This is a genomic window from Mycobacterium intermedium (assembly GCF_002086275.1).
GTDB classification, from domain to species: domain Bacteria; phylum Actinomycetota; class Actinomycetes; order Mycobacteriales; family Mycobacteriaceae; genus Mycobacterium; species Mycobacterium intermedium.
Window position 1 is genome coordinate 84,940 of record NZ_MVHT01000003.1, and the last position, 25,079, is coordinate 110,018.

The window sequence follows — 25,079 nt, forward strand, 5'->3', positions numbered from 1 at the left end:
CAGGATGCGCCGCTCATTCTTTCAGAACCGAAGCTTGCTTCGGGGACCTTGCGTTTGGGGACTCACCGCGCCGAGCAATGCGGCGAGGTGGCCGACGGGGATCTCATCGAGGTGTTCGACGGCGTGGACGATGTCGGTGCGGAGTTTCTCGTCGCAGCAGGGTTCGGCAAGCCAGTGAAACTTGTCCACGACACGTTCCCAGCTCAATGGCCGGGTGGGCGACCCTTCGTAGTCGAATTCCTCGCGGCTGAATTGCCGTCCGTCGCGTGTCACCACGTGCACCCTGGCGGCGGTGCGCTGCGGATAACTTGCGGTGAGGTCGGCGGCGGGCTGCACTTCCACGCGCGCCAGTAGATCCTGCACGTCGGCGCGCCGGATGCGCGCGGTCTCGAGTTGTTCGGGACCCACTGCTCCGTCGAGCAGTGCGACGGCGCTGAGGTACTTGAGGTTGTAGTCGGCCTGTTCCTTGGTCCGCGGGCGATCCTTGTTGCCGTACGCTCCGCCGCCGGCGATGTCATATGCGCCTTGAAAGACCGCGAGCGTTACGCGTTCGACGTCAGCGCCGCCCAGATCGTTGGCGTTGCGGATGGCAAGGGCCGTGTCGATAACGACTTGTCCGTGGATCAGCGAGCAGTACTGTTTGAGATAAGTGTGCTCGACTGCGGTCAGCCCCCGGTCGGCGGTGTGGAAATCGATGGGCTGACCGAGGAGCTGGACCAACCCCTGCGGTCCCTCGAAAACTGCTTTGGGCCCGGTGATTCCACGCCTTGCCAACATGGTTGTGTAGACAGCCCGCATCCCCGTGCTGGCCGGCGAGATGCCCTTCCAGTTCGATACCGGTTCCACGTGCACTGCCGCGAGAGAAATGTTGTCGACCGCGGACGCCGCAATGGCATTAGCGGTTGGTTCGGCATCCAGATCAAGCAGCTTGGATGATCCTGCCGCGACCGACATTGCCAGCTGCAGTGCGTGATTGAGACCGCGTGCCATGACGGGGACTTGGGCGCTGAAGCGGCACTGGACCTCATAAGCGACCGCCAGGGCCAACAGAAAGTCCGCTCCGCTGGCGTTGACGTGTTCGGCCACTGCGAGGATGGCACCGAAGTTGTCGGCCGGATGGCACAATCCACCTACGCTGAGGTAGGTGTCGAGAAGGTCGGCGTAGCGCACCAGCACCGCATTGAAAAATGCGGCCTGATCGATCGATACGCGCCCGCCACCGACGAGGGTCGCGGTGCGGCGACCGGAGAATTCCTCGGTCTGCTCCCGGATCTCCCCGATGAGCTCACCATCCAGTGCGCCGACAGCACATGCAATGCTGTCCAGCACATTGCGTTTCAGCAGCGCCATGTGCCGTGGGGACAGGTCGCCAGGAGCGGCGTCAACAACGAAGGTCGCCAACTCGTCCACGACGTGGCTTTCTGCCATGGCTTTTCGACCTTTCGTCGGCCGCTGCTATCTAGGAAACCCCGGTGGCCGGCCGGTGTCCAGGATGAATCCCACCCGTGCTCACCCACAGGTTCTGCGACCGATCACAGGAAACGTTCGACTCGATGGAGCGTGACTCCGCCAATTAGACAGGGGCACGCCAAAGGATCAGCACGCGTCCGTAGCGCAGCCGGTGCACGCGAGCCTGCGGAAGTGTCGCATAGACATTTGCTCGCAGTTGGTCGAGTGTGTCCGGCGGCGGCCATTTGACAGGAGCCGTGTGCTCCCACTTGCCCTTGACGCGGTTCACCACCGCGCATCGCACCGCCGTCGTCAAATGCCAAAGGCCGTGCCGCAACGAGAATCTCACAAAGGTCACTACGGCCAGCGTTCCTCCTGGGACCACCAGCTCCGCCAGTCTTTCCAGGGCGGCGCGGGTGTTTTCGACGTGATGTAGGGCGGCATTGGACACCACCGCGTCGAATTCTGCATGGGGCAGTGCCGCCGTCATGACGTCCCCGTGCACCCAGCGGATCGGTTTGTCAGCGAACCGGTCCTGCGCGCGCTGCAGTACTGGTGGGTCGACGTCGACCGCGGTGACATCCGGGATGCGCTGAGCCAACCGGGCCGCCAAGAAGCCGTCGCCACACCCAACGTCAAGAACGCGCATTGCGCCGGACGGTACCTGGGCGTCCAGCAGACCGTCGTAATGGATGTTGATGTTCCACGGTCGTTCCACTCCACCGGTCATATCACGGCGCGGAGTATCGCGATTTTCGCGACCGCTACCGTACAAGGGCGGAAGCGCTTTGATAAGGACATATCGCATGGGCGAGGGGCATGGCATGACAGATGTGCTGGCGGTCATCGGCGTAGGGGGTATGGGACAGTCGATCGCCCGACGGCTGGGCTCCGGCAAGACCGTGCTGCTGGCCGACTACAACGAAGAGACATTGAACTCAGTCACCTCATCGTTGTCTGCGGACGGGTATCGGGTGGAAAGCCGTCACGTCGATGTCTCGTCGGCAGAATCGGTGTGTGGCCTGGCCGAATATGCGGCGTCGTTGGGCAATGTCGCACAGGTGGCACACACCGCCGGACTGTCGCCGGCACAGGCTTCGGCCGACGCGATCCTGGCCGTAGATCTAGTCGGTGTCGCGTTGGTCCTACAAGCCTTCGGCGACGTCGTCGCTTCCAACGGAGCGGGCGTCGTGATCGCCAGCATGGCCGGCCACATGTTTCCACCGCTGACCGCTGAGCAAACGCATGCCCTGGCCCACAACCCGGCCGGTGAGCTGCTCGATCTGGAGTTCCTTAGCCCCTATCGGGCCGCAGGTCCCGGCATCGCATACGCAATAGCCAAGCAAGCCAACCTCGTTCGGGTTCACGCCGCCAGCGCCCAGTGGGGAAAACGTGGAGCCCGTATCAATTCGATCAGCCCCGGCATCATCTCGACGCCAATGGGGCAGCAGGAGTTGAACTCCCCGGTCGGAGACGGCATGCGGGCAATGATTGCCATGTCCGCGACCGGCCGCATCGGAACCCCCGACGAAATCGCCGCCGCGGCCGCATTCCTGCTGGGTCCGGAGGCAACCTTCATCACCGGAACGGACCTGCTGGTCGACGGCGGCGTCGTGGCAGCCGCTAGAGCTCAGACCAGGTAGTAGAGGTCCGGATCCTCCGCGGGTCCGATCGCCGACTTGCGGTGTGCGTACCGAACTGCCTTGAGGGTGGCGGAGAATTCCTTGTCCTCCTCGGGAAACAGCTGATCGGCAGGAAACCACTGTTGCAGCCCGACGTTGCTGAAGGCTTTCAGCAAGTCGGGACGCACCCCGGCCAACAACACCGTCACGTCACGCTCGGTCAGATCGCGAAGGAAGTGTTCGATTCGCTCGATGCACACAACATCGGGATGACGCACCCGTTTTAGCCGCAAGACCATGATCTTGCCTTGGTCATCTGTCTCGATCCGACGCTTCAGATCCGTCAGGTAGCTTTCCAATGCCGGTGCGGCACCGAAGAACAGCTCGCCCTCCAAGTCATAGATGACGGTGGTCGGATCCGCACTGTCACCCGGGAGGCGTTCGCGAACAACACGTTCGGGAGCCACGATGAGCTCTGTGGCCCTCAGCTTCGCCGCACGAGGGACGAAGAGCGCAATCGACAGGACCACGCCGAGCAGCACGGCCTTGTCGAGGTCGATGGCAACTCCGGTGAGTGCCGTCACGATCACCAGCCCTGCGTCATACCTCGACGCTCTGACCGTATAGAACAGCCGTTTGAAATCAACCAGTCGCGCCGCGGTCACCAGAAGCAACCCTGCCAGCGCCGACTGCGGCACATAGTGCAGTATCGGCGCAAACAACAACAGGGCCGCGGCAACCGTAGCGGCAGAGACGATTCCAGAGAACCGGGATGCCGCACCGGACTGGAAATTGATTGCCGATCGAGACAGCGACCCGGACCCGGGCAGGCTCTGGAAGAAGCCACCACCGAGATTGGCCAGGCCCTCCGCCATGATCTGACGGTTGTAGTCGATCTTCTGCTGGGTCTGGTGCGCAATGGCTTTGGCGATCGACAACGCCTCGATAATGCCGACGAACGCGATTGCCAACGCGCCCGAGGTCAGATGGGGCAGCCAGCTGGTGTCAACTTCTGGAATGTGTGGGCTCGGCAAGCTCCGTGGAACTTTTGCAGCGACCGCGACCGCGGTGTGACCCCCGGGGCCCGGAACCGACCAACCCGCGAGGTAGGCGATGAGCCCGGTGACGATCAGCACCACAAGCATGTCGATTTGCGGCAGCCCATAGCGCTGCACAATCTTTCGCAGCAATATAGCCAGGATTACCGCCGCGGCACTGAGTATCACGGCACGATAGTTGACCTTGTCGCCGTGGAACAGCGTGAGGTACACCCGCCGCAGCACATGCATGTGCCCGTTGCCTTTGTCCTTGACACCCAACGCATTACCCAACTGACCGACCGCAAGCAGTAGCGACGCGGCCGCCATGAAACCGATGATCACGGATTCGGAGATATAACGGGTCAGGTTGCCGAGCTTGAACACGGCGATGACGATCTGGAAGGCCCCAACCAGGACTGTCAGCAGGAAGAGAGCCTCAAACAGTTCTTTGGTGTTCTCGGGATCCAGGAAGGCGAGCGCGGTGAAGACCAGCAGTGAGATGGCGCTGGTCGGGCCGTTGATCAAGTGTGACGATGACCCGAAAATCGCAGCGATAGTTGTCACGACGATCGCCGAATAGACACCGAACCGCGGGTCGACGCCGGCGATCAACGCATAGGCGATCGCCTGCGGAAACGAGATAGCAGCGACGGTGAGGCCGGCGACGACATCGGCTCTGCCTTTGATCAAATCGTAGTTGAATATGCGGCCCAAGGTTTCGGTCTTTCACTATGGGGCTGGCGCCGCGACAACCTGCGGCGCCGACACGGTGTCGTAGATTCCGTTGTCGCCGAAGAACTTTTGCCGTGCGTCCGCCCAATCGTTGGCCACCGCGGTGATCGGGAACAACTCCAAGCCCGGTAGCCGGTCGCCATACTTGGCTAAAATCTCTGGCTTGACCGGCCGGTAACCGTTGCGCGCCATGATTTGTTGCGCGTCGTCGGTGAACAGGTAGTTGAGGTAGGCCTTGGCGTGGGCCGCTGTCGTGGGATCTTTGACATTGGCATCGACCCAGGCCACCGCCGGCTCGGCCCGGATACTCACCGGGGGGTAGACGATCTCGTATTCGTTCGGGTTGTCCCGGGCCACGCGCAAGGCTTCGTTCTCCCACGCCAGCTGCACATCGCCAATCCTCTGCACGGTGAAACTCGTGCTGGCACCGCGGGCACCGGCATCGGCGGCCACGACGTGTTGCAACAGCGACCTCAGGTATGCCGCCGCCTGATTGGAGTCGCCGCCGCGAGTGGTGATACTGCCCCAGGCGGCGAAGATGCTCAGTTGGCCGTTGCCGGAGGTGCGGGGATTCGGCGAGACAACGGCGACGTCGTCCTTGATCAGGTCGGGCCAGTCATGGATGCCCTTGGGATTGCCCTTGCGGACCAAGAACACGATGGTCGAGGTGTAGGGCACCGAGTTATTCGGCAGCCGCCGTTGCCAATCGGGCGCGACAAGGCCGCGCTTGCGTAGTGCGTCGATGTCGCTGATCAGTGCCAACGACACCACATTGGCCCGTTGCGAACCGTCGATGACGCTGGCCGCCTGCCGACCCGAGCCACCGTGTGACTGCTTGACGGTCAGGCTGGTTCCGGTTTGGTTGCGGTACCGGGTGCTGAACGCCGCATCGAGTTCGACATACAGCTCGCGGGTCGGGTCGTAGGAGACGTTGAGGATCTGATTGGGCTGGTCGTCGGGGAGATTCCCGAGCACGATCGCTGTTGCGGCGACGATGATCGCTACGAGCCCGAGGACATTAAGCCAGGAAACGCGCCACGGAATGCGCAGCGACAAGCGGGAGAGCACGCGTCCAACCACCACGATCTCCCTTGACGACTGTCTTGCTTTGTCCAATCAATATGCAGTCTGCCGATGCTAGCGGCGGGTCCGCCGCAGGACAGCGCTGAGAATCAACCTGAAGATAAGTCGGGGGGCATTGACTTCACTTCACGTTGTACTCGTGCAGCGTCTGGTTTGCCTTTTCGCTCACCGTGACATACCCGCGCCCGTCGTTGTGGAAGGCGATCGCCTCGCCCTGCGATTCACTGACGGCTGGGGCGTAGACGGGGCCTTGGCTGAAGACCGACCAGGCAGCGCTGCCCGGCGCGCGGTTCCACAACAGCACATCGTCGTAGGTGCGAACCGCAACCTGGGAGCCATCCGCTGAGAAGTCCGCACTCGTGACCCGCTGCGAATCTGCGTCCGACAGGTCCAGTGTGGCAACTTGTTTCAGAGTTTCGACGCTGCTGCTGCCCCACTTGCTCGCCGACACCGAGTAGACACGGGAAACATCGTCACCGGTCTTCTCGATGGTCAGCAGATCCCCGGTCTTCGGGTCCACCAGCAACGCCTCGGAGTTGATCTTTTCGCCACCTTGATAGGCCAGGCGCAGCTTTTCCACTCCGCTGAGCGTGCCGCTCGTCGGGTTGCTCGCGGTACCCGTCACGATGGGCTCCGGGACGCGGTAGACGATGACTTCGCTTCGCGAGTAACCGTTGTCGCCGATATCGCCGATGTAGATGTAGGACTTGCCGTCAGGCCCGACGGCGACTTCGATGTCCTCCCAGTCATTTGCCGATGCGCCGCTGAGTTTGTACGTCGCCAGCGTGTTACCGGTCTTGGCATCGATGGCGAAGATGCGCGCCGAGTCGCCTGAATCGTTATGCACCCAATACACATCCGGGTTTCGGATGCCGGCGTCGATACCCGAGATCTCGTCCAGGGAACTATTGGTTATCTTGCCGCCACTCGAGGATCTGACGTCACCTTCGCGGGCCGCGTCGGTGACGTTCGGTCCAGGAGCTGGGTCCGGGCCGGGATCAGGACCAGGACCGGGCTCAGGACCAGGACCGGGCTCGGGCTCGGGCTCGGGACCAGGTCCGGGACCAGGACCGGGATCTGGCTCGGTGATTCGCGTACCCAGTGCGCCGTCCGCTCCGGCCTTGCCGGAAAGTTCGCCACCCGCGCCACCCTTGCCGCCGGCGCCAGGGTTGGCGCCCGAACCGCCCGACCCGCCGGCGCCGCCGGCACCCCCGTCGCCAAACAGCCCGGCGTTGCCGCCAGCTCCACCGGCACCAGCGACGCTGCCGGCCAAGCCAGTTCCGCCGGCACCCCCCGCGCCCCCGTTGCCCGACAACCACCCGCCAGCACCACCCTGACCACCGGCGGGAGCAACCGTCGAACCGGCCAAGGCCGACCCGCCTTGTCCGCCGGCGCCACCATTGCCGATCAGCCCGGCACTACCGCCGTTGCCGCCGGGCTGGCCGGGCGCTCCCGAACCGCCCCTGCCGCCGTTGCCATACAAGAAGCCGCCGTGACCGCCGTGTTGGCCAGTGCCAGGTGCGCCGTCGACTCCGTCGCCGATCAGCGGACGGCCAAAGAGCGCCCGCGTGGGCGCGTTGATGACGTCAAGCACCGCCTGTTCCAGCGGCGCGGCGTTGGCCAGTTCGGCGGTCGCGTAGGCGTCCGCGCTGGCGACCAAAGTTCGTACCAGCTGCTCGTGGAACGCCCCGACCCGAGTGCCCACCGCCTGATAATCCCTGCCCAACCCCGAGAACAGCGCCGCTACCGCCACGGAGACCTCGTCCTCGGCGGCAGCCAGCAACGACGTCGTTCTACTGGCCGCCGTCACATTCGCCGCATCTAGGGCCGAGTTGATACCTCCCCAGTCCGCCGCCGCAGACGACAACAATTCCGGCACTGCCACCACATACGACATCGCTGCTCCCGGCCCGGATCATGTAATCAATCGATTGATCGTATTTGCCCTGGTGGATGAGCGTAGGCGCGTTTGCAGAAATAATCAATCGTTTGATCGCATATTCCCTGACAACACCGCCCACTCCACCGCACATAGGCCACGTGCCCTACTTCTGCACTAGGGCGGGCCTTCTGGGGCTGCTCGGCGAAGGGGTAACGGTGCGGTGCGACCAGTCGCGCGGGCGTAGCCGCCACGTGCGCCGGGCGTATTCCAACTCCGTGTAGGGCCACTGGGTCACGACGCGACCGCTCGGCGAACGGAAGTAGCTGTCGCAGCGCGTCCAGATGCTGCGTTCCAGGTCGACCGATAGCTCGTCGTTGAAGCGCCGCTCGGCCTCGGGTCGCACATCGACGTATCCGCCGCGGCGCGCGACCCGGGTCACCGCGCTGGCCACCAGGCGCGCCCCGGCCTCGAGGATGTAGACGATCGAATTGCCGCCCTGGTTGGTGTTGGGGCCGTAGAGCATGAAGAAGTTCGGGAACCCGCTGACCGCCACACCCAGGTAGGCGCTGGGATCGGCGCCCCAGCGCTCGTGCAGGCTTTGGCCTTCGTCGCCCACAACCTCGATGCCCGAGAGGTAGCTCGAGGTTTCGAATCCGGTGGCCAGCACCAGCGCGTCAGTCTCGACGACCTCGCCGGCGGCAGTGATGACCGACGTCTCCGACACTCGTTTGATTGGTTCGGTGACCAGTTCGACATTCTCCTGCTGCAACGCCCGGTAGTAATCGTCGCCCAGCAACACCCGCTTGCAGCGGAACGGATAGTTCGGCGTCAGCGCTGCCCGCAGCCGCTCGTCGGGCACGGTGCGCTCCAGGAAGGACGTCGCAATCGTCGCGCGGGAAGCCACCACCGGATCGTCGGCCATTGTTGCGGTGTTGTCGTGCTGGAATTTCCAGATCTGCCAACGGGTTCGGCGCACCGCCAGTGGATCGCGCCGGAACCGTAGCAATTCCGTTGCGGTGTACGGGCGGTCATCCTTGGGGACCATCCAGGGCGGAGTGCGCTGAAACACCGTCAAGCGACTTGCAACCCTGGCCAATTCTGGGATGACCTGCACGCCACTGGCACCCGTACCGATCACCGCCACCCGCTTGCCGGTCAGGTCGACACCGTGGTCCCACTGCGCGGTGTGCATGAGGACGCCCGTGAAGTCAGAGATGCCGGCGACGTCAGGTAGCTTCACCGATCCGAACAAGCCGACCGCGCTGACCACCACGTCGGCGGTCAGCACCGAGGACCGCCCGTCGCTGTCGAGATGCAAGTCCCACTGCCAGGTTTCCGAGTTCCATCGTGCGCTTTGCACCCGCGTCTCCAACATCAGGTGGCGGCGCAGATCAAACTCGTCGGCCACCGATTCCAGGTAGGCCAGTATCTCGGGCTGCCGCGCGTAGGTGCGGCTCCAGGATTTGTTGCACGCGAATGAGAACGAATACAGATGACTCTGGATATCGCATGCGGCACCGGGATAGGTGTTGCGCCGCCAGGTACCTCCGACGCCGTCCGCAGACTCGACAATCACCAGATCGTCGATTCCCCTGCGCCGCAACGCCACCGCCACACCTAGCCCACCGAATCCGGCGCCGATAATCGCCACCCTCGGTGAACGGCGGCGCCGGGTCGCCGCCCATAGGTGCCCGATCACGTACCGCCGACTGGTCATTGTCCGCCCTGTCCGCCGCGAGTCTCCAGGCCCGCCATGTCCCCCTTCGCCCGCCATCCCTCGAGGATGTCGGCGTACTCGGTGGGGGCGCCGAAGAAGAAGCTGCCCTGACGAGTCTTGTTGTCGGCCATGCCCTCTCGGTTGTAATAGCCGGGGGTGCAGGTCCTTGCCCGGTCTGCGCTTGCTGTCGAGCGCTGTAACACCGTGTCCACCCACTGGGCTTCGGCGCTCGGCGACGCTTCGATCTCGGCGACGCCGTGTTCCAGTGCCCAGGCGATGATCCAGGCGGTGTGGGTGGCCTGTACGTCGAGCAGGTACGGAAAGTTCACCGTCAATCCGGCCTGGGCAATGCTCTGTATGAAGCAATTGGGAAAGCCGTTGGTGTGTAAGCCCTGAAAGGTGCGCACGCCATCACGCCAACGCTCGGTCAATGTCATTCCATCACGGCCGATCAACTCGAACCCGGTGCGGCGGCAGTAGTCCGTGCCCACTTCGAACCCGGTCGCAAAAATCAAGCAGTCGAGCTCATACAGCACGCCGTCAACGACCACACCGGCCTCGGTGATGCGCTCTACGCCTCGTCCGCGGGTGTCGACGAGCGTGACGTTGTGGCGGTTGAACGTCTGCAGATACTCGTCGTGGAAGCAGGGTCGCTTACAGAAGTAGCCGTACCACGGTTTGAGCGCCTCGGCGGTGGCGCGGTCGATCACGATGTCGTCTACGCGCGCCCGGATCTCCTCCATCTTGGCAAGGTCGGCCAATTCGATCTCACGGCCGCGTTGTTCGGGGTCCGAACCGTCAGTGTCCTGGCGCATGACGGGCAGCTTGCGCGTAATACTCGTCCAGGCATCGGCAACCAGATCCTTCTCCGCTTGTCCACCGGCGGTCAGGATCTGGAAGTTCTGGATGCGTTCACGCTGCCAGCCCGGCGGTAAACCGTTGGCCCACTGTGGATCCGTGGGTCCGTTGGCGCGCACATCGACCGACGACGGGGTGCGTTGAAAGACGAACAGATGTTGTGCCGACGCACCGAGGTGCGGTACACACTGGATCGCCGTTGCACCCGTGCCGATGATTCCGACGCGCTTACCGGCAAGATGTTCCAGCTTCTCACCGGTATAGCGATAATCCCAGCGACTGGTGTGGAAGCTGTGACCGCGAAACGACCGGATTCCGGGAATGCCAGGAAGTTTGGGCTTGGCCTGATAGCCGTTGGCCATGGAGACGAATCGCGCCCGCATCTCGTCGCCGTGGTTGGTTCGAATGACCCACCGCGAAGCTGCCGAATCCCAACGGATCTCGCGCACCTCGGTCCGCAGGCACGCGTCCCGGTAAAGGTCGTAGTGCTCAGCGATGCGACGACAGTGGGCGAAAATTTCCGCGCCCTTGGCATACTTCTCCGTCGGCACGTATCCAAGTTCTTCCAACAGTGGCATGTACACGTAGGACTCGACGTCGCACGCAATGCCCGGATAACGGTTCCAGTACCAGGTGCCGCCCACGTCGGCTGCCCGATCGATCATCCGCAGGCATTTCACGCCGAGTTCGCGTAGCCGCGCACCCGTCAGCAGTCCGCCGAATCCGGCCCCGATGATCGCTGCGTCCACCTCGTCGACCAGTGGCACCCGGGTGAATCCCGGTTCCACCCACGGGTCCGCGCCGAAGTGGGCAAATTCGCCCGCGATCTCTACGTATTGGGCGATCCCGTCGGGACGCAATCGCCGGGCCCGTTCCGCGGCATATTTCTGGCGCAGGGCATCGACGTCGAACGCCGGGCGAACCGTCTCCGTCAAGGGTCTCGACTCCACTCTCCGAGACATCGACCATATAAGTGATCGTCTGATCAATTCAAGGGGTGGCAGTCGGGCTGAACCTCACGCCGTTTCGAGCAATGCGCCCCTGACCATGACCTTTGCCGCGTCGACGGCGGCGAGGTAATCGTCCACGGGCGACGTCGCCGCCAGTTCCGTCAGGCCGAAGACGAGCGCATAGATCATCTCCACGACAGCCGCCGGGTCTGCCCCAGGGCTCAGCTCGCCCGCCCGGTCCGCCTCGTCGACTATTCCCTGGATGAGTTGACGAAACGTGGTAAATCCGGCCTCCGACCCTAGTTGCCCGGCCGTGTCCGGCACGTCCAGGATCATGCCCTGGTTCGCTCGGATCGCCCACTCGAATGCGGCCAGGTCGGGGTACCTGCGCACCAAGCGCGCACATTCGTCAAGCACCGCTTCGATCCGACTGACGACGTCCCCAGGGCCCTCCGCGGCCTCACGCAGCAGGGGCATCGCGAATTCGGCCCTGGCCACGACCGTCGCCTTGATCAATTCCGACTTGTTCGAAAAGTAGTTGTAAAGGCTCGCGCTGGTCACATTCGCCATCCGCGCGATCTCGCGGATGGTCGCCCGGGCGTAGCCGACTTCAGCCACACATTTCATGGCCGCGAAGATGATCCGCATGCGAGTGCCCTCGCCACTGGCACCCACTGGGCGGCCCAGGCGGGAAGGGGTCATGGTGGTCGTGTCCACCCTTTCGACATAGGCACCGTTGCCGTCGAATATATTCGATTGATCGATTACTTCGGTTGTCCGCTGAGGGGTGAGCCTAGTGGCCGTCGCGCCATCTGTATCAGGGGCTCACCTGGGCCGGCCGGTGGGTGCCAGCGGTGAGGAGACCCGTCGGCGGATCCTTGCCGCCGCCATGCGCTGTGTTGGCGAGGTCGGCTACGCCCAAGCAACGATCCGCGAGATCGCCAAGGCAGCCGACATGACCAGCGGCAGCCTGTACCACTACTTTCCGAACAAATCGGAGCTGCTCAGAGCGACCGGCGAAGAGATCGAGGAAGTCGTTCTGCCGCGGCTCCGCGCCGCTGCGGCAAAGTCCGACGACGTCCTGGACCGGCTCGATGCGGTGCTGGACGAGTCGAAGCGGTTGCGACGTGAGTTTCCCGACCTGGCAGCGTTCTTGCGTGCGCTCCGCGCCGAGAGCGCCGCCCAGCTCCCCCGCGGTGGCCCTCAGTATCCGGGGTCCAGAGCGCTGCGCGACGTTGTCACCGAGATCATCGGCGATGCACAGGCGCAGGGCGTGCTGTCCCCGGAATCCAACGCGGCCGCGACGGTGGATGCGATTTGTGCGCTGACCCGCGGCCTGTCCGAACGGGCCGCCAGTCTCTCGCCGGACGCCTATGACGCCACCCTGGACTCGGCCAAGAGCCTCATCCGGGGAACGCTGTTCGCACCCACCCACAGCCAGGCCTGACGACCGTCAGAAATGGGCCTGCTCACCGCGTTACGCCTGAACATGACCAACATCGCCGACCCGAAGGCGCGTCATGGGGACCGCTACCAGGCCGCGCTGGAGATGGCGGAGTATGCGGACCGGAGCGGCTTCACCGCCGTCAGCGCGGAGGAACACCACCTGGCGGCCACGGGATGGCTACCGTCGCCCCTGATCCTGGCCGCAGCAGTCGCTGGAAGAACCCGCACGGTGCGAATCAGCATCAACGCCTTGATCGTTCCGCTCTACGACCCGATCCGGCTCGCCGAAGATGTCGCCGTGCTGGACAACATCACCCAGGGCCGCTTCAGCTTTGTCGCCGGGATGGGTTACCGGCCTGAGGAATACCACGCAGCCGGAAAGGACTGGTCACGTCGCGGCGCCCTGATGGACCACTGCCTGTCAGTACTACTCCAGGCATGGCGTGACGAACCGTTCGAGTATCAAGGCAAGCTCGTCGACGTAACTCCGAAACCGCACACACGTCCACATCCGATCGTTTTCGTGGGCGGGATGACCGCAGCGGCGGCCCGGCGAGCGGCACGCTTCGGACTGCCTTTCTCGCCACCGATGCCGATGCCCGACTTGGTGGCGATATACGAGCAGGAATTGCTCAGGGAGGGTAAGACCGGCTTTGCCTACCACCCCGAAAATGGCAGTACTGTCACGTTGCTGCACGACGATCCCGACGAAGCCTGGTCTCGTTACGGCGAGTTCATCATGACTGAGGTCGCCGAATACAGCGCGTGGCGGCGCACCGGGGTGCCCCGGCCGAACGAGACGCCCGCGACATCGGTTGCCGAACTGCGCCGACTCAACAGTGTCGAGATCCTTACACCGGCGCAACTAATTGACCAGATTCGCAGCGGGAGAACAGAAGTCGTGGTGAATCCGCTGGTCGGGGGGCTCCCGATCGAAGATGGTTGGGCCAGTCTGCAGTTGCTGGTCGACGACGTTCTGCCGCACGTCTCCCGGACGAGCGCTTAGCTGGCTTCAGGCTGTCTTTGAGCACGCCCAGAATTGGCCAAATATCGTGGTTTTGGAAGGCGTCTTGGTGGGCACAATTGCGGCATGAGTGCACGCCACGTCGTTCGATTCATAGTCCCTGCAGCGGTAGCGACCACCTGTCTGGGCACCTCCGTTCTCAATGGGTCCGCTGTCCCGACTGCCTCCGCCGAGCCGTGCCCCGACGTCGAAGTCGTGTTCGCGCGCGGCACGGGCGAGGCGCCCGGACCTGGACCCACGGGTCAGGCATTCGTCGACTCGCTACGCCCACGCATCGGCGCAAAGTCGATGGGCGTATACGCGGTCAACTACCCGGCCAGCGAGGAGTGGGCCACCGGCGTCGACGGGATTAGAGACGCGGGGGCGCACATCGTGTCCATGGCAGGAGCCTGCCCCAAGACCAACATGGTGCTCGGCGGCTTCTCCCAGGGCGCGGCCGTCATGGGATTCGTCACCTCGGCCGCCGTCCCGGCCGGGATCGACCCTGCAAGCGTTCCGAAGCCGCTGGATCCCGCTATCGCCGACCACGTGTCCTCGGTCGTCCTGTTCGGCTTGCCCAACGTGCGGGCGATGGAATTCCTCGGCCAGCCACCGGTGGCGATCGGCCCCCTGTACCAAGCGAAGACCATCAAGATCTGCGCCACCGATGACCCGGTGTGCTCAGAGGGGATGAACTTCGCCGCACACAACACCTACGCCGACGACGGCGCCATGATCGACCAGGGTGCGGCGTTCGCCGCGAGTCGTATCAACACGGCTCCTGGCGTCCCCGCTCCGGCTCCAGCACCGCCCGGCCTGAACTTCGGCGAATAGCCGGTTCCGCGGGTCGTCAGGAATCCATGCCTGACGACCCGCGCTCCAACCCGGCCACGATCAGCCGCAATCCGAACGCGAACTCCTCTTCCAACGGAACGGGCAAGTCGCCGGCCACGGCTGCCGTGGCGGGTAAGTCTGCGGGGTCGAGGTCGCGGAAAACCGAGGCAGCCTCGGCCTCGTGGGACTCGCCTGCGCGCTGGATCGCGAAGCCCAGCACGTAGCGCGACAGGGTGGCGTACACGCGGGCTGCGGTCGCGGTCGGGAAGCCGTGATCGAGCAGGACCGACAACATCAGTTCGCGAAGAGCCGTCGCATGGGGTCCCACCGGGACATGCCCGACCAACAACGGCGCGACATTGCCGTGTCGGCTCAGGGCATCGAACATCTTCTCCGCGAACGATGCACAGGCCTGCTGCCAGGGCAGAGCGGCCACCGCGGTGGCATCCAGGTCGACCTCGCCGAGCATCCGGTCGACCACCATCGCCACCACCTCCTCGCGGCTGGCGAAATGTCGATAAAGCGTGGCCGTCCCCGATCCGAGGCGCTGCGCCAACGATCGCATCGACAGTGCATCCGCGCCCTGGTCATCGACCAGTTCAAGGGCCGCAGCGACGATGCGGTCCGGGAGCATCGGCGGACGACCCCGGGGACGGCCGGAGGTCGGTTGGTTGACGTCTTGCATATTTATGGCCACACTGTATCCATTAATAGTCCCGGGGTCAACGCCCCTTGTTGCGAGGACGCTTTGCCATGCTGATGCCCCTGGCCGCCGAGCCGTATACGGCTCCCACCGACCGCGACATGCTCCCCTCTGAGCGCCGAGAATTCGTCCGCACCCACCGCACGTGCGTGTTCGGCTACCGTCGTCGGCACGACGGCCCCTCGATGTCCGTCGTCTACTACATCCCCACCGACGACGACGAGCTGCTGGTGTCGACCATGGCCGGACGCGGCAAGGCCCGCGTGGTTCGGCGCGATGGGAAGGTCAGCCTGTGCGTTCTCGACGAGCGATGGCCGTTTACCTATCTGCAGGTGTACGCCGATGCCACCGTCGACACCGACCGCGCCTTGGCAGTCGACGTCATGATGGCGGTCGCCGGTCGGATGTCCGGGCAGCCGCTCGGCGACGAGGCCCGACCCAGCGTCGAAGCGATGTGCGAGCGCGAGAACCGCCTGGTGATCCGCTGCAGGCCCTATGCGACGTTCGCGACACCGCCCCGCCACCTGCACCGCAACGACGAGGTACAGGAACTCAGCCATTGGGTGTCCGGGGTGGTCGCCTGGGATGCTCCCGATCCGCTGTAAGGCGTCTTGTCGACTCTCACCGGGCCCGCGTCGAGTCCTGACTTTGCGCCCTGGGCGACAAAGTGCGAGTAGACACCGCCCTCAGCGCAGAATCAACGCACGCCGGACACCGTCGAATTTTGACTCTGCATCCAGGGCGACAAAGTGCGAGTAGACACCGCCCAAAGTGCAGAATCAACGCACGCCTCAAGCAGGCTTGTCACTGACTTAGGTCACAAGTCGATCACCGTTGGCGAATGGACGCCGACCCTCCCGCCGCGTACCCGGAAATTCGGCCCTGCCGCTGGTACGGTTCGCTGCTGTGGTTGCGTCGTTAGTTGCCTTAGGTGCCCCGCTGCCGGGTGCGTCTAAGTTGTGGCGCACCGGAATGGCCGCCCGCAAATGTCAGATCTGAACCGGCGCCGTTTCCTGGGGTCGCTCGCAGCCGGCACGGTGCTGGCGGTGGGCGCGGCCCGGTGCATCGTCGACCCGCAGCAACGTACTTTCGCCCAGACGCCCACGGCCGAGGCCGGCGAAGCCCTTCCGGCGAGACCGGGCGCGGCGCGCCTGCTGCCACCGCCACCGCCAACCGCGCGCATCCGACTGCCCGGCGGTGGGGCATTGAGCCAGATCCCCGGCGACGGTGACCTGCTCGCGCTGACCGTGGACGACGGTGTCAGCAGCGAAGTCGTCGGCGCCTACACCCAATTCGCCAAGGACACCGGCATCCGGCTGACCTTCTTCGTCAACGGAGTCTATGACTCCTGGACCGAAAACCAGGCAGCGCTGCGTCCGCTGGTCGAGTCCGGCCAGATCCAGTTGGGCAACCACACCTGGTCCCATCCGGATCTGACGGCGCTGCCGAAAAACGAGATAGCGCAACAACTCAAGCGCAACGACGACTTCCTCAAGAAGACCTACGGCGTTGGCGCGAAGCCCTATTGGCGCCCCCCGTATGCAAAGCACAATGCCGACGTTGACGCCGTCGCGGCCGAATTCGGCTACACCGTCCCGGTGTTGTGGTCCGGATCGTTGTCGGATTCCACGCTGATCACCGAGGAATACATCGTCAAGATGGCCGACCAATATTTCACCCCACAGGCGATCGTGATCGGGCACCTCAATCACAAACCGGTCACCCATGTCTATCCGCAACTCGTCGAGATCATCCGCGAGCGGAACCTTCGCACCGTCACGCTCAACGACGTCTTCCTCAAAACCCCTTAGTCGGGCACCTCATCGGTTGCCGGCGATTCGACGCAGCAAGAGTTCGACGCCGGCCACCACCAAGTCAGGTTGATGGATCTGGACGTAATGATCGCTGCCGGCCGCAACGACCTGGGGCGTCTGCGGCCGGAGCCCAACGAGCTCCGATTGGCCTTGCAGCCAGGCCTGTTCCAGCTTCTCGGAAAACTCCGCCTTCTCGGGCGGCACGGACGACGGGGGCACGAAAGGATCGCCCTTGGTCAGCACCATGATCGGGACGGGAGGCAACGCGGGCGCGGTGGCCACTTGGCCGACGCTTTGCTCGATGTCGATCATCTCGAACGAGGCGGTGTCTTTGAGCTGCGGCGACGGAGTGTCCAGCGACTCCTTGTACGTGGGCCATTCGGAGCCCATCAACGCCGGCATGTCGACGGAGAACGCATCGACAAACAGGATTGCGCGTACGTCGTCGGGGTGGGTCTGAGCGTAGAGCCGGGCAAACACGCCTCCCAGCGAATGCCCGACCAGAATGTACGGGCCTGCAACATGCGCGGCACCGAGCAATTTGTGGAGGTCGCTCACCACGTCGCGGGCGGTACGCGGCATCGTGACGGGTGTACTGCGGTCGCTGATGCTGGGCGGCTCTGAGTGGCGCACGGTGCCGGGGCGGTCGTACGCGCAGACGCGGTGACCGTCGGCAAGGGCAGCGAGCACCGCGGGACCGACGGCGGGCGCGGACGCATTGGACTGGACCCAGGGGTCGGACGAGTCGTGGTAGCCGGATTCCAGCAGGATCGTCGGGCTCCCTTGCCCGCGGCACTCGAGGTAAAGGTGGCGGCCGTCGCCGATGTCCACAGGCCCTGCGAAGTCACCCGCCCCCGCCGCATGGCCACCCCGCGGCTGGTCGCGACCGCAACCCACCAGGGCCAATACGACGATGACGGCGAGTAGGAACCGGCAACTGACGCAAGCTGCGCGCATCGCGTCATTGTGCACTGCTTCTACCGCGAGTAGCCGCGGATGCGCTCAAACAGCATGCGGCGGGCCGGCTGCAATCAATAGTCGTCTTCGAGTTCCCAACCGGAGGTACCGTATTCGACCTTCAGCGGCGTGCGGCCTCCACGTATGCAGGCTTGGCAGAACAGCTCTGCCATGGCGTCGGGCGAGATGCGGGTACCGTCTGAGGTCCGCCAGGTCTGCAGGAACACGATGACGCGTTCGTCGTTGAAACGCGGATAGATGTGGGTGCTCAGCGCAGCCCAGAAAGTCAGCGGTGAGTCCCGCCGCAAGATGAGCATGCCGGGCACGGTCTGGTACTTGGGCGCACCCCATACCCAGCGATACATCCGAACGTAGCGATAGTGCTTCACATCGAAGGGAATTCGACGGTCGTAGCGAATCAGGGTGATGGTGCCGTCGTGGTTTACCTCGCAGCGTTGCACCGCCAGCAGTTCCTTGACCGTGGCATGCAGGTAGGCCACCAAGAGCAACATCAATGGGATGAGAACGGCCTTCAAGAAGGCTTCAGCGTCCCCGGGATGGCCGATCCTGAAGCCGGTCGCGGCCATCAGGATCAGCGGAAAGCCGAAGAACAACGTGATTGCCCACAAGATCCCCACGGCGTTCCTACGCGCCTTGTAGTGCAAGGGTCCGACAACCCCGCGCGTCCGCCACATCCTGCGCCGGCGCCATCTGGACCGACCCGCCCTCGCGTGGAGCCGGATGGTCTGCATCATCGCTGAGTGATGGGATCCGGGGTCCGCGTAAGGATTCGCATAGTGCCTTTGGCTGAGAATGCGCAGGGACTGTACCAGCCTGTTGCCCTCCGATGTGTACAGGCACAACGCCTCATAAGCATCCCGGATCTCGTCTGCCAGCTGCTCATCATTCAGACGACCTATGCCGCCGACCGGGGGGCGTCCTTGCTCGCGCGCTACCTGCGCATCAACGAGCGCAGCCAACCGCGCGCTCGCTTCGTCGTACTGCGACATGCCCGACTTCCCGTTGCAGAGGCGACCAAAGACGAGTGGACCTTAGCCTCTCGGGCATCGGTTACGTGGGAGACCGAACCGCAGCTTTCGCGGCGCCCGATAGTTGCCGTCGGCCCTCGGTCACCGATGATGCACTCAATTATGTTGTGCGCCAACTATCACCAAGTCTGCTCGGCCGCGCGGACCAGCATCTGATTGATTGCGACCCTGCGGTCGCGGGTGACCATGTAGAGCACTGCATCGGCGATGTCTTCCGGGCGCAGCTTGGTCATGTCGGCGGTTTGCCGCTCGACGGCTTGCCGGGACGATTCCGCCAAGTGATCGAAGATTTCGGTGTCCACCGTTCCCGGGCCGACGATCCCGACCCGGACCCGCTTGCCGAGGACCTCTTGTCGGATGGCCTCGCTGAAAGCGTTGACGCCGAATTTGGTCAACGAGTAGACCGCCGTGCCCGGCCGGGCGACCCAACCGGCGGTCGAGCTGATGGTGACGAGATCGGCCACGCCTCGCGGCGAATTGGCAGCCGCGGCAACCAGATGCGGAAGCGCGGCGCGGGTGACATAGAGAACGCCGTTCACGTTGACCGACACCAGTTCGTCCCATTCCTGAAGCGGGGCCTCGGTGGCCAATCCCATCCGCATCAACCCCGCGTTGTTCACCACAATGTCGAGGCGGCCCAACTCGGCGACCGCGTGCTGGACAGCCGCGGACACCTGGCCGGCGTCGGTCACATCGGCGGGCACGACAAGCGCTGTCCCACCCTCGGATTCAATGTGCGTCTGCAGATCGCGCAGCCGCTCCGCCCTGCGCGCAAGCAGCGCTACCGCGGCGCCGTGGGCGGCCAGTGCCTTGGCCGTCGCGGCTCCAATACCACTGCTGGCACCGGTCACCAACGCCACGGTGTGTGCCAGGAGCGGCGTCATGCGCAGGCTCCGGTTCGCGACCCGAACAGGTTCAGGGCTTCTTGCGTCCCGACCGGCTGAGCCGCCACTCCGGCGGGAAGTTCATATCGTTGTCCTTCACCACGTTGTTGAGTCCCTTGCCGAAGGTGCCCTCGGTGAGGTCGACTTCGTCGGCCTGGTCGTTGGCGATCAACGGCAGCATCCCCTCGACCATGCCGGTGAGCAAGCTGCCGAAGTACTCGCCCTTGTGCTGCTTGTACAGCTCGAGGAAGGTCTTTTGGACCGCGACCGTGTCCGTCGGACGCGAACGCGAACATGCCATCGCGTACTTCAGTGTCTCTTCTTCCAGCTTCTCCCGCGGCACCACGCTGTTGAGGAATCCGCATTCGTACATCTCTTTGGCGGTGAATGGCCGCCCGGTGAACAGCATTTCGGAGAACTTGCGCAGGCCCATGGTCTCGGCCCACCACCACAGCCGCGGCCCCCACCCCACGTAACGGAACGCCGGATGTCCGAACAGCGCATCGTCGGAGGAAATCACCAGGTCGGCGTCGCCGGCCTGGTAGAAGTGCCAGCCGTAGCAGTAGCCCTTGGCTTCGATGATGCTGATCTTCCGAAGTTCCTGCAGCGGACGGTTTCCCGCGCGCGCCTTGGCATAAAAGTCCGTGACGGTGGACAGGTAGCGGTACGAACCACCGGGCGGGTACTTGACGTTGTCGTCGTTGATCGCCAGTTCGTGCAGCAACGGCATGCCCGGATTCTCCAGCATCCCTCGCTGTTCGGGCAGGTCCCCGCCGCTACCGAAATCCTCTCCCGCACCGCGGATTACCACGACTTTGACGTCGTCGTCCACGTTGCACTTGTGAATCAGGTCGGCATAGTGCTGCCGCATCCCCAACGTCGTGGAGTTCTGCGCCTCGGGACGGTCGAAGGTGATGTAGGCGATCTTGTTCTCGACGTCCTTCTTGAACTTGATGTACTGCTCGGCTTCCTTCTTCAGCTCTTCGTAGTCGTACTCAGGCATGCGGTCTCTCCCACTTCTTCCGGGTAAGTCTTACTTGAGCAATGCACCCGCATCGACAGGCAGTGAAACCCCTGTGATGTAACGAGATTCGTCAGAAGCCAGGAACAGCACCGCGTTACTGATGTCGATCGCCTCGACCCACGGGATCGGCAACGTGTGCGTCATCTGTGAGAAGGGGGCGAAATCCTCGGGACCCGGGTTTTCCAGGTCGGGTCGAAACAGCTTGAACGTCACTTCATTCATCGTCATCGGGGTGTTGACTTGGCTGGGATGTACCGAATTCACCCGGATCATGTGCTGACCCAGCTCGACAGCGAAGCTGCGCATGATGCCCAGCACGCCGTGTTTGGCCGCGATGTAGTGGCCGGTGAACGCCAGCGCCTTGTGTGACCCGACCGATCCGGTGAGCACGATCGACCCACCGCGACCAGCGGCGATAATATGCGGCACACCGGATTTCACCGTCTTCCAGACGCCGGTGAGGTTGACGTCAATCATGTCCTGCCAGATGCTTTCCGGGATCTTGTGCAGCTTGTTGCCGAAGGTGCCGATGCCGGCGTTCGCCACAATGATGTCGAGGCGACCGAGTTCCTCAACTCCGCCGTCCACCGCGGACTTCAGTGCGTCGAAGTCGCGCACGTCGACTTCTGCGGTCACGATGCGGCGGCCCAGTCCCTTCACCAGATCGGCGGTCTCGGCGAGGTCGTCCGGGGTGGCGTGCGGATACGCCAAATTCTCGATGGGACCACAGATGTCGACCGCGATGATGTCGGCACCCTCCTGTGCCAGGCGCACCGCGTGACTGCGGCCCTGACCACGCGCGGCACCGCTGATGAGTGCGACTTTGCCCTCGACGCGGCCCGCCATCAGAGCACCACCGTAGGCACGGATTCCGCACCGCGCACAGTCGAAGTGGGGCTGAGTATTGCTCTGGCCAGGTCGGTCTCCGATTCGGGGAACCGCTTGAGCGTCTCTTCCAAGGCGATGCGTCCTTTCAGGCGAGCCAGTGCCGAGCCCAGATAGGAGTGGGTTCCGACATCGAAGGTGGGGTACGGCCGGACGGCGAACCGACCGACCGCGTAGGAGTCGTACTCGGGGCGGTGGGACAGCGGCGCCTCGTCACGCAGGCGCTGGAACGTCGGGTACGGGTCGGCGATGAGGGCCACATCGTACGGATCGAAATGGACCCGGCTGTCGGTGCTCGCCGTCACGAAATCCCTCCTGCTGTGCGCACACTCTATTCTTATAGAGAGTGGTCAGGCAAGACCCGCGCGGCGCTGGTGTCGGTCAGCCGTCCCGCTTTCGAAGCCTTCAAAATGCCGCTGGCCAGCGCCGCCAGGATGGCGTCGAGTTGCTCCGGGCTGGTGATGATCCGGTCGCCATGCGCGAACCGCAGCAACAGCCCGTTGATGAACGTCAGGGTGATATTGCTCAGGTCTTCGACGACGGCCGGCTCCAGTTCATCGCCACGTGGCATGAGCCGCACCAGAATGTCGCGATGGAGCTTGGTGAAGGCGTCAGTGCTTTGCTGCAGAATTGCGGCCAATGCCGGATCCCGGGTGGCCTGCATCGTCAATTCGTATCGGGCCTTGGTGAGCGACAACTGTGGCTCCATGCCGGATTGAATCACCATGACCGACAACTGCGACGGCGACGAAGGCTTAATCCCGGCACCGTCGACGATGGATTGCAGATTCGCCAAATCCAGCTCGGCCAGTCGCTCGGCGACTCCGCGGAGCAATGCCGAGCGGGTCCGGAAATAGAATGACGTCGTACCGTCCGCCACGCCGGCTTTCCGGTCAACCTTCAAATGGCTCAATCCTTTTGCGCCGTCAACCGCCAACAGCTGAATCGCCGCATCGCACAGTTCGCGACGGCGCTCCACGGGGTTGGGCTTTCGCCTCTTCGGTGCGGCGGGAGCATTGCGAGCCACAAAGGGTCACTCTACATTCGTAGTGTTCTTCTGGCTACCGTCGATCGCCCTCTCCCGATAGTCCGGCCCCCAACCGTGCCAACCGTTCGTCGAACGTGGCGTGCCAGTGCCCGATGGCGCTCTCGTGACGGCCGAACTCCACGAATTCGTTTGCGCCGGAGTGCAGCCCACGTTGCACGCCTTCCGACATCTCGTTGTCCTCCGCAGCACCTTGCGCAATGAAACTCGCGGCGCCAGCCGGGTTGCCGGGCCCGGGATCGCGGGACTCCCGGTCGGCGAGATCGGACTTGGCCATGGCATAGGTGGTAACCGTAGTGTGCTCGATGTCGATGGGGTCGATCACAACCGTCAGCATCAGGTCCGGAAAAGTCGCCAGCATGACGTTTGGGAACAACTGATACAGGAAGGTCACCCGAGCATCGATGTTCCAGTCCGACTCCGGTCGGGCGCGCAGTCTTTCAATGTTGCGGTACGGGTAGGCGATTCGGCTGTTCGGCCCGAACTTTTCGACCACGTTGAGGTCGTCGTATTGCAGGGGGTAGAAGCTGTTCTTGTGGGTCGAGCGGATGTGATAACCCTCTAAGAACTGCTCGATGAGAACCTTCCAATTCATCGGTCGGATGACGGTATCCACGTAGATCAGCTGATTCGCGGGCAGGACTTTGTCACGCCAGGGCGTTCCGTCCGTCAGCCAAGCCAATTCTTGGGAACCAGTGGACCGGCGGCCATCGAGTGCGCCGATCACGATCAGGCCGTCCACCTCGCGGCTCTCGACCTCCGCCAAACCGCGTGACGGCATGTCCAGGTCGGGAAACGCCTCCGCATGGGGCACATGCGCGAGCGATCCGTCCAACCGATAGGTCCAGCCGTGGTAGCGGCAGACCAAAGCGTGAGAGCAGGCCGCGCCCTCAACCAGCGCAAAGCCGCGATGCCGGCAAGCGTTGCGGAATACCCGCGCCCGATTGTCGCGGCCACGCACCGCGAAGAGCGGCACGCCAAACGCCGAGCGCTGCACGTGGTCACCGGGATTGGGAATCGTCACCGACGGCACGAAAACGCTTGGCATTGCACGCAACAGCCGCACTTCGGCATCGAATCGGTTCGGGTTCACATAGTTTTCGACAGGCTCCCGCCACACGTCACCTTCGTCGGTGGTGCCAGCATCAATATGCGCGAGGACCCGACGCGCGATCTCCACATCGTCGACCACCAACGACGCCGTTGGCGTACCCATGAGAACCAGTATCACGCTGTACAAGTCACGCGTCAATCATTTAGTGATATGCGCAGGATGGGTGAGAATGGACGCGTGCCCGCAGTACCCGAGTCCCGGGTGAGCGCACTGATCGGCAGCCGTCCGCTCAGTGCGCGCTCCGTGCTGGCTTCGGCGCTGTTGGGTGCCGATCAGGCCCGGCTGACCGTGGCGGAGCTCGTCGGGATCGCTTCGCTGTTCGGCATCAGCGAGGGCGCGGCCCGCACCTGCCTGTGGCGGATGGTTTCCAACGGCGAACTGACCAGCGATGGAGGGACCTACGCGCTCGCCGGCCACTTAGCGGAACGTCGGCGGCGGGTTGACGAGGCGGCCCGACTGGACGCCACCTCGGATTGGGACGGCACCTGGGAAATTGCGGTCGTCTCGCTGGATCGCCGGTCAGCGGCCGACCGTCTCGAGCTGAGAAAGGCCGCGACGGCACTGCACCTGGCCGAACTCCGCGAGGGTGTCTGGATCCGTCCGGATAACCTTGACCCGCAACGATTGCCGAGCGCTCGCGCGGTATTGGACCGGCAGTGCACCCACTTTCACAGTGCGGCAACGGATATCACCGCCAGTCGGATGCGGCCACTGTTTGCCCTGGATGGATGGATGGAGGACGCCACAGCGCTGATCGAAGCGATGCAGGCTGCCCTCGATGCCAACAACACGGCTTCTAGCGAGAGTTTCACCTACGAGTTCATGCTTTTGATCGCCGTCACCAGGCATCTTCAACTCGATCCGTTGCTGCCCCCGGAGCTTCTTCCTGACACGTGGCCCGGCCGGATACTGCGCAGCACCTACCGTCGTCTCGACAAGGCCTTCGAACGCCGAATCAACGATGCGTTTCGGCCTAGAGTCCGATGAT

At 63.7% G+C, this 25,079-nt stretch carries 23 protein-coding genes and 1 pseudogene; 7 read left to right on the forward strand and 17 right to left on the reverse strand.

Annotated features, from left to right (window positions below):
* Window positions 1-21: 21 nt before the first annotated feature.
* The gene (locus tag BST27_RS01770; protein ID WP_079219615.1) at window positions 22-1,410 is read right to left on the reverse strand and encodes an MmgE/PrpD family protein; all 1,389 of its coding nucleotides are present in this window, start codon (window positions 1,408-1,410) and stop codon (window positions 22-24) included.
* A 163-nt stretch (window positions 1,411-1,573) separates the two neighbouring features.
* The gene (locus BST27_RS01775) at window positions 1,574-2,167 is read right to left on the reverse strand and encodes a class I SAM-dependent methyltransferase (RefSeq protein WP_232007180.1); all 594 of its coding nucleotides are present in this window, start codon (window positions 2,165-2,167) and stop codon (window positions 1,574-1,576) included.
* A gap of 106 nt (window positions 2,168-2,273) precedes the next feature.
* On the opposite strand from BST27_RS01775, the gene BST27_RS01780 reads away from it, so the two are divergent.
* The gene (locus tag BST27_RS01780; RefSeq protein ID WP_139804963.1) at window positions 2,274-3,092 is read left to right on the forward strand and encodes an SDR family oxidoreductase; all 819 of its coding nucleotides are present in this window, start codon (window positions 2,274-2,276) and stop codon (window positions 3,090-3,092) included.
* Here the strand turns inward: BST27_RS01780 and BST27_RS01785 are convergent.
* From BST27_RS01785 to BST27_RS01810, 6 genes are all read right to left on the reverse strand, one after another.
* Window positions 3,080-4,825 carry a SulP family inorganic anion transporter gene (locus tag BST27_RS01785; protein ID WP_069417782.1) on the reverse strand — a complete coding sequence of 582 codons (1,746 nt, stop codon included), beginning with the start codon at window positions 4,823-4,825 and terminating at the stop codon, window positions 3,080-3,082. The genes BST27_RS01780 and BST27_RS01785 overlap by 13 nt on opposite strands.
* Window positions 4,826-4,840: 15 nt before the next feature.
* Entirely contained in the window at window positions 4,841-5,923 is a 1,083-nt protein-coding gene (locus tag BST27_RS01790; protein WP_232007181.1) for a sulfate ABC transporter substrate-binding protein, read from the reverse strand.
* Window positions 5,924-6,047: 124 nt separating this feature from the next.
* Window positions 6,048-7,823 carry a PE family protein gene (locus BST27_RS01795; protein WP_069417783.1) on the reverse strand — a complete coding sequence of 592 codons (1,776 nt, stop codon included), beginning with the start codon at window positions 7,821-7,823 and terminating at the stop codon, window positions 6,048-6,050.
* A 148-nt stretch (window positions 7,824-7,971) separates the two neighbouring features.
* Entirely contained in the window at window positions 7,972-9,525 is a 1,554-nt protein-coding gene (locus BST27_RS01800) for a flavin-containing monooxygenase (protein ID WP_069417784.1), read from the reverse strand.
* Entirely contained in the window at window positions 9,522-11,318 is a 1,797-nt protein-coding gene (locus BST27_RS01805; protein ID WP_069417856.1) for a flavin-containing monooxygenase, read from the reverse strand. Before BST27_RS01805 ends, BST27_RS01800 begins: the two co-directional genes overlap by 4 nt.
* 81 nt (window positions 11,319-11,399) lie before the next feature.
* Window positions 11,400-12,035: a TetR/AcrR family transcriptional regulator gene (locus BST27_RS01810; RefSeq protein WP_069417857.1), complete on the reverse strand. Its 636-nt coding sequence runs from the start codon at window positions 12,033-12,035 to the stop codon at window positions 11,400-11,402.
* 94 nt (window positions 12,036-12,129) lie between these two features.
* Between BST27_RS01810 and BST27_RS01815 the strand changes: the two genes are divergently transcribed.
* The 3 genes from BST27_RS01815 to BST27_RS01825 all read left to right on the forward strand — a co-directional run bounded on the left by BST27_RS01815 (window position 12,130) and on the right by BST27_RS01825 (window position 14,616).
* Window positions 12,130-12,780, forward strand: a complete 651-nt coding sequence (locus BST27_RS01815) for a TetR/AcrR family transcriptional regulator (protein WP_069417785.1) — start codon at window positions 12,130-12,132, stop codon at window positions 12,778-12,780.
* A 12-nt stretch (window positions 12,781-12,792) separates the two neighbouring features.
* The gene (locus tag BST27_RS01820) at window positions 12,793-13,785 is read left to right on the forward strand and encodes an LLM class flavin-dependent oxidoreductase (protein ID WP_069417786.1); all 993 of its coding nucleotides are present in this window, start codon (window positions 12,793-12,795) and stop codon (window positions 13,783-13,785) included.
* A gap of 84 nt (window positions 13,786-13,869) precedes the next feature.
* Window positions 13,870-14,616, forward strand: a complete 747-nt coding sequence (locus tag BST27_RS01825) for a cutinase family protein (protein ID WP_069417787.1) — start codon at window positions 13,870-13,872, stop codon at window positions 14,614-14,616.
* A 16-nt stretch (window positions 14,617-14,632) separates the two neighbouring features.
* Here the strand turns inward: BST27_RS01825 and BST27_RS01830 are convergent, their stop codons facing one another.
* Complete coding sequence (locus tag BST27_RS01830) at window positions 14,633-15,301, reverse strand: TetR/AcrR family transcriptional regulator (protein WP_069417788.1); 669 nt, start codon at window positions 15,299-15,301, stop codon at window positions 14,633-14,635.
* A gap of 68 nt (window positions 15,302-15,369) precedes the next feature.
* Here BST27_RS01830 and BST27_RS01835 point away from each other — a divergent pair, with 68 nt between their 5' ends.
* Window positions 15,370-15,924: a pyridoxamine 5'-phosphate oxidase family protein gene (locus BST27_RS01835; protein WP_069417789.1), complete on the forward strand. Its 555-nt coding sequence runs from the start codon at window positions 15,370-15,372 to the stop codon at window positions 15,922-15,924.
* Window positions 15,925-16,314: 390 nt separating this feature from the next.
* Window positions 16,315-17,130: a polysaccharide deacetylase family protein gene (locus BST27_RS01840; protein WP_069417858.1), complete on the forward strand. Its 816-nt coding sequence runs from the start codon at window positions 16,315-16,317 to the stop codon at window positions 17,128-17,130.
* Between the two features lie 9 nt (window positions 17,131-17,139).
* On the opposite strand, the gene BST27_RS01845 is transcribed toward BST27_RS01840, so the two are convergent.
* From BST27_RS01845 to BST27_RS01885, 8 genes and pseudogenes are all read right to left on the reverse strand, one after another.
* Window positions 17,140-18,090 (reverse strand): alpha/beta fold hydrolase, encoded by a 951-nt coding sequence (locus BST27_RS01845; RefSeq protein WP_139804965.1) that lies wholly within the window; start codon window positions 18,088-18,090, stop codon window positions 17,140-17,142.
* A gap of 74 nt (window positions 18,091-18,164) precedes the next feature.
* Entirely contained in the window at window positions 18,165-18,728 is a 564-nt protein-coding gene (locus BST27_RS01850) for a hypothetical protein (protein ID WP_069417791.1), read from the reverse strand.
* A gap of 530 nt (window positions 18,729-19,258) precedes the next feature.
* Complete coding sequence (locus tag BST27_RS01860) at window positions 19,259-20,023, reverse strand: SDR family NAD(P)-dependent oxidoreductase (RefSeq protein ID WP_069417793.1); 765 nt, start codon at window positions 20,021-20,023, stop codon at window positions 19,259-19,261.
* Window positions 20,024-20,054: 31 nt separating this feature from the next.
* Complete coding sequence (locus BST27_RS01865) at window positions 20,055-21,026, reverse strand: enoyl-CoA hydratase/isomerase family protein (RefSeq protein ID WP_069417794.1); 972 nt, start codon at window positions 21,024-21,026, stop codon at window positions 20,055-20,057.
* Window positions 21,027-21,056: 30 nt separating this feature from the next.
* Window positions 21,057-21,893 carry a mycofactocin-coupled SDR family oxidoreductase gene (locus tag BST27_RS01870; RefSeq protein ID WP_069417795.1) on the reverse strand — a complete coding sequence of 279 codons (837 nt, stop codon included), beginning with the start codon at window positions 21,891-21,893 and terminating at the stop codon, window positions 21,057-21,059.
* Window positions 21,893-22,072, reverse strand: a pseudogene (locus tag BST27_RS33085) (cytochrome P450); the annotation flags it as partial. The gene BST27_RS01870 and the pseudogene BST27_RS33085, both read right to left, overlap by 1 nt.
* A gap of 197 nt (window positions 22,073-22,269) precedes the next feature.
* Window positions 22,270-22,872 (reverse strand): TetR/AcrR family transcriptional regulator, encoded by a 603-nt coding sequence (locus tag BST27_RS01880; RefSeq protein WP_139804973.1) that lies wholly within the window; start codon window positions 22,870-22,872, stop codon window positions 22,270-22,272.
* Window positions 22,873-22,993: 121 nt separating this feature from the next.
* Complete coding sequence (locus BST27_RS01885; protein WP_197518067.1) at window positions 22,994-24,193, reverse strand: aromatic ring-hydroxylating oxygenase subunit alpha; 1,200 nt, start codon at window positions 24,191-24,193, stop codon at window positions 22,994-22,996.
* A gap of 57 nt (window positions 24,194-24,250) precedes the next feature.
* Between BST27_RS01885 and BST27_RS01890 the strand changes: the two genes are divergently transcribed.
* On the forward strand, window positions 24,251-25,078 hold the full coding sequence (locus tag BST27_RS01890) for a PaaX family transcriptional regulator C-terminal domain-containing protein (protein ID WP_069417799.1): 828 nt from the start codon (window positions 24,251-24,253) through the stop codon (window positions 25,076-25,078).
* The last annotated feature ends 1 nt before the right edge of the window (window position 25,079 follow it).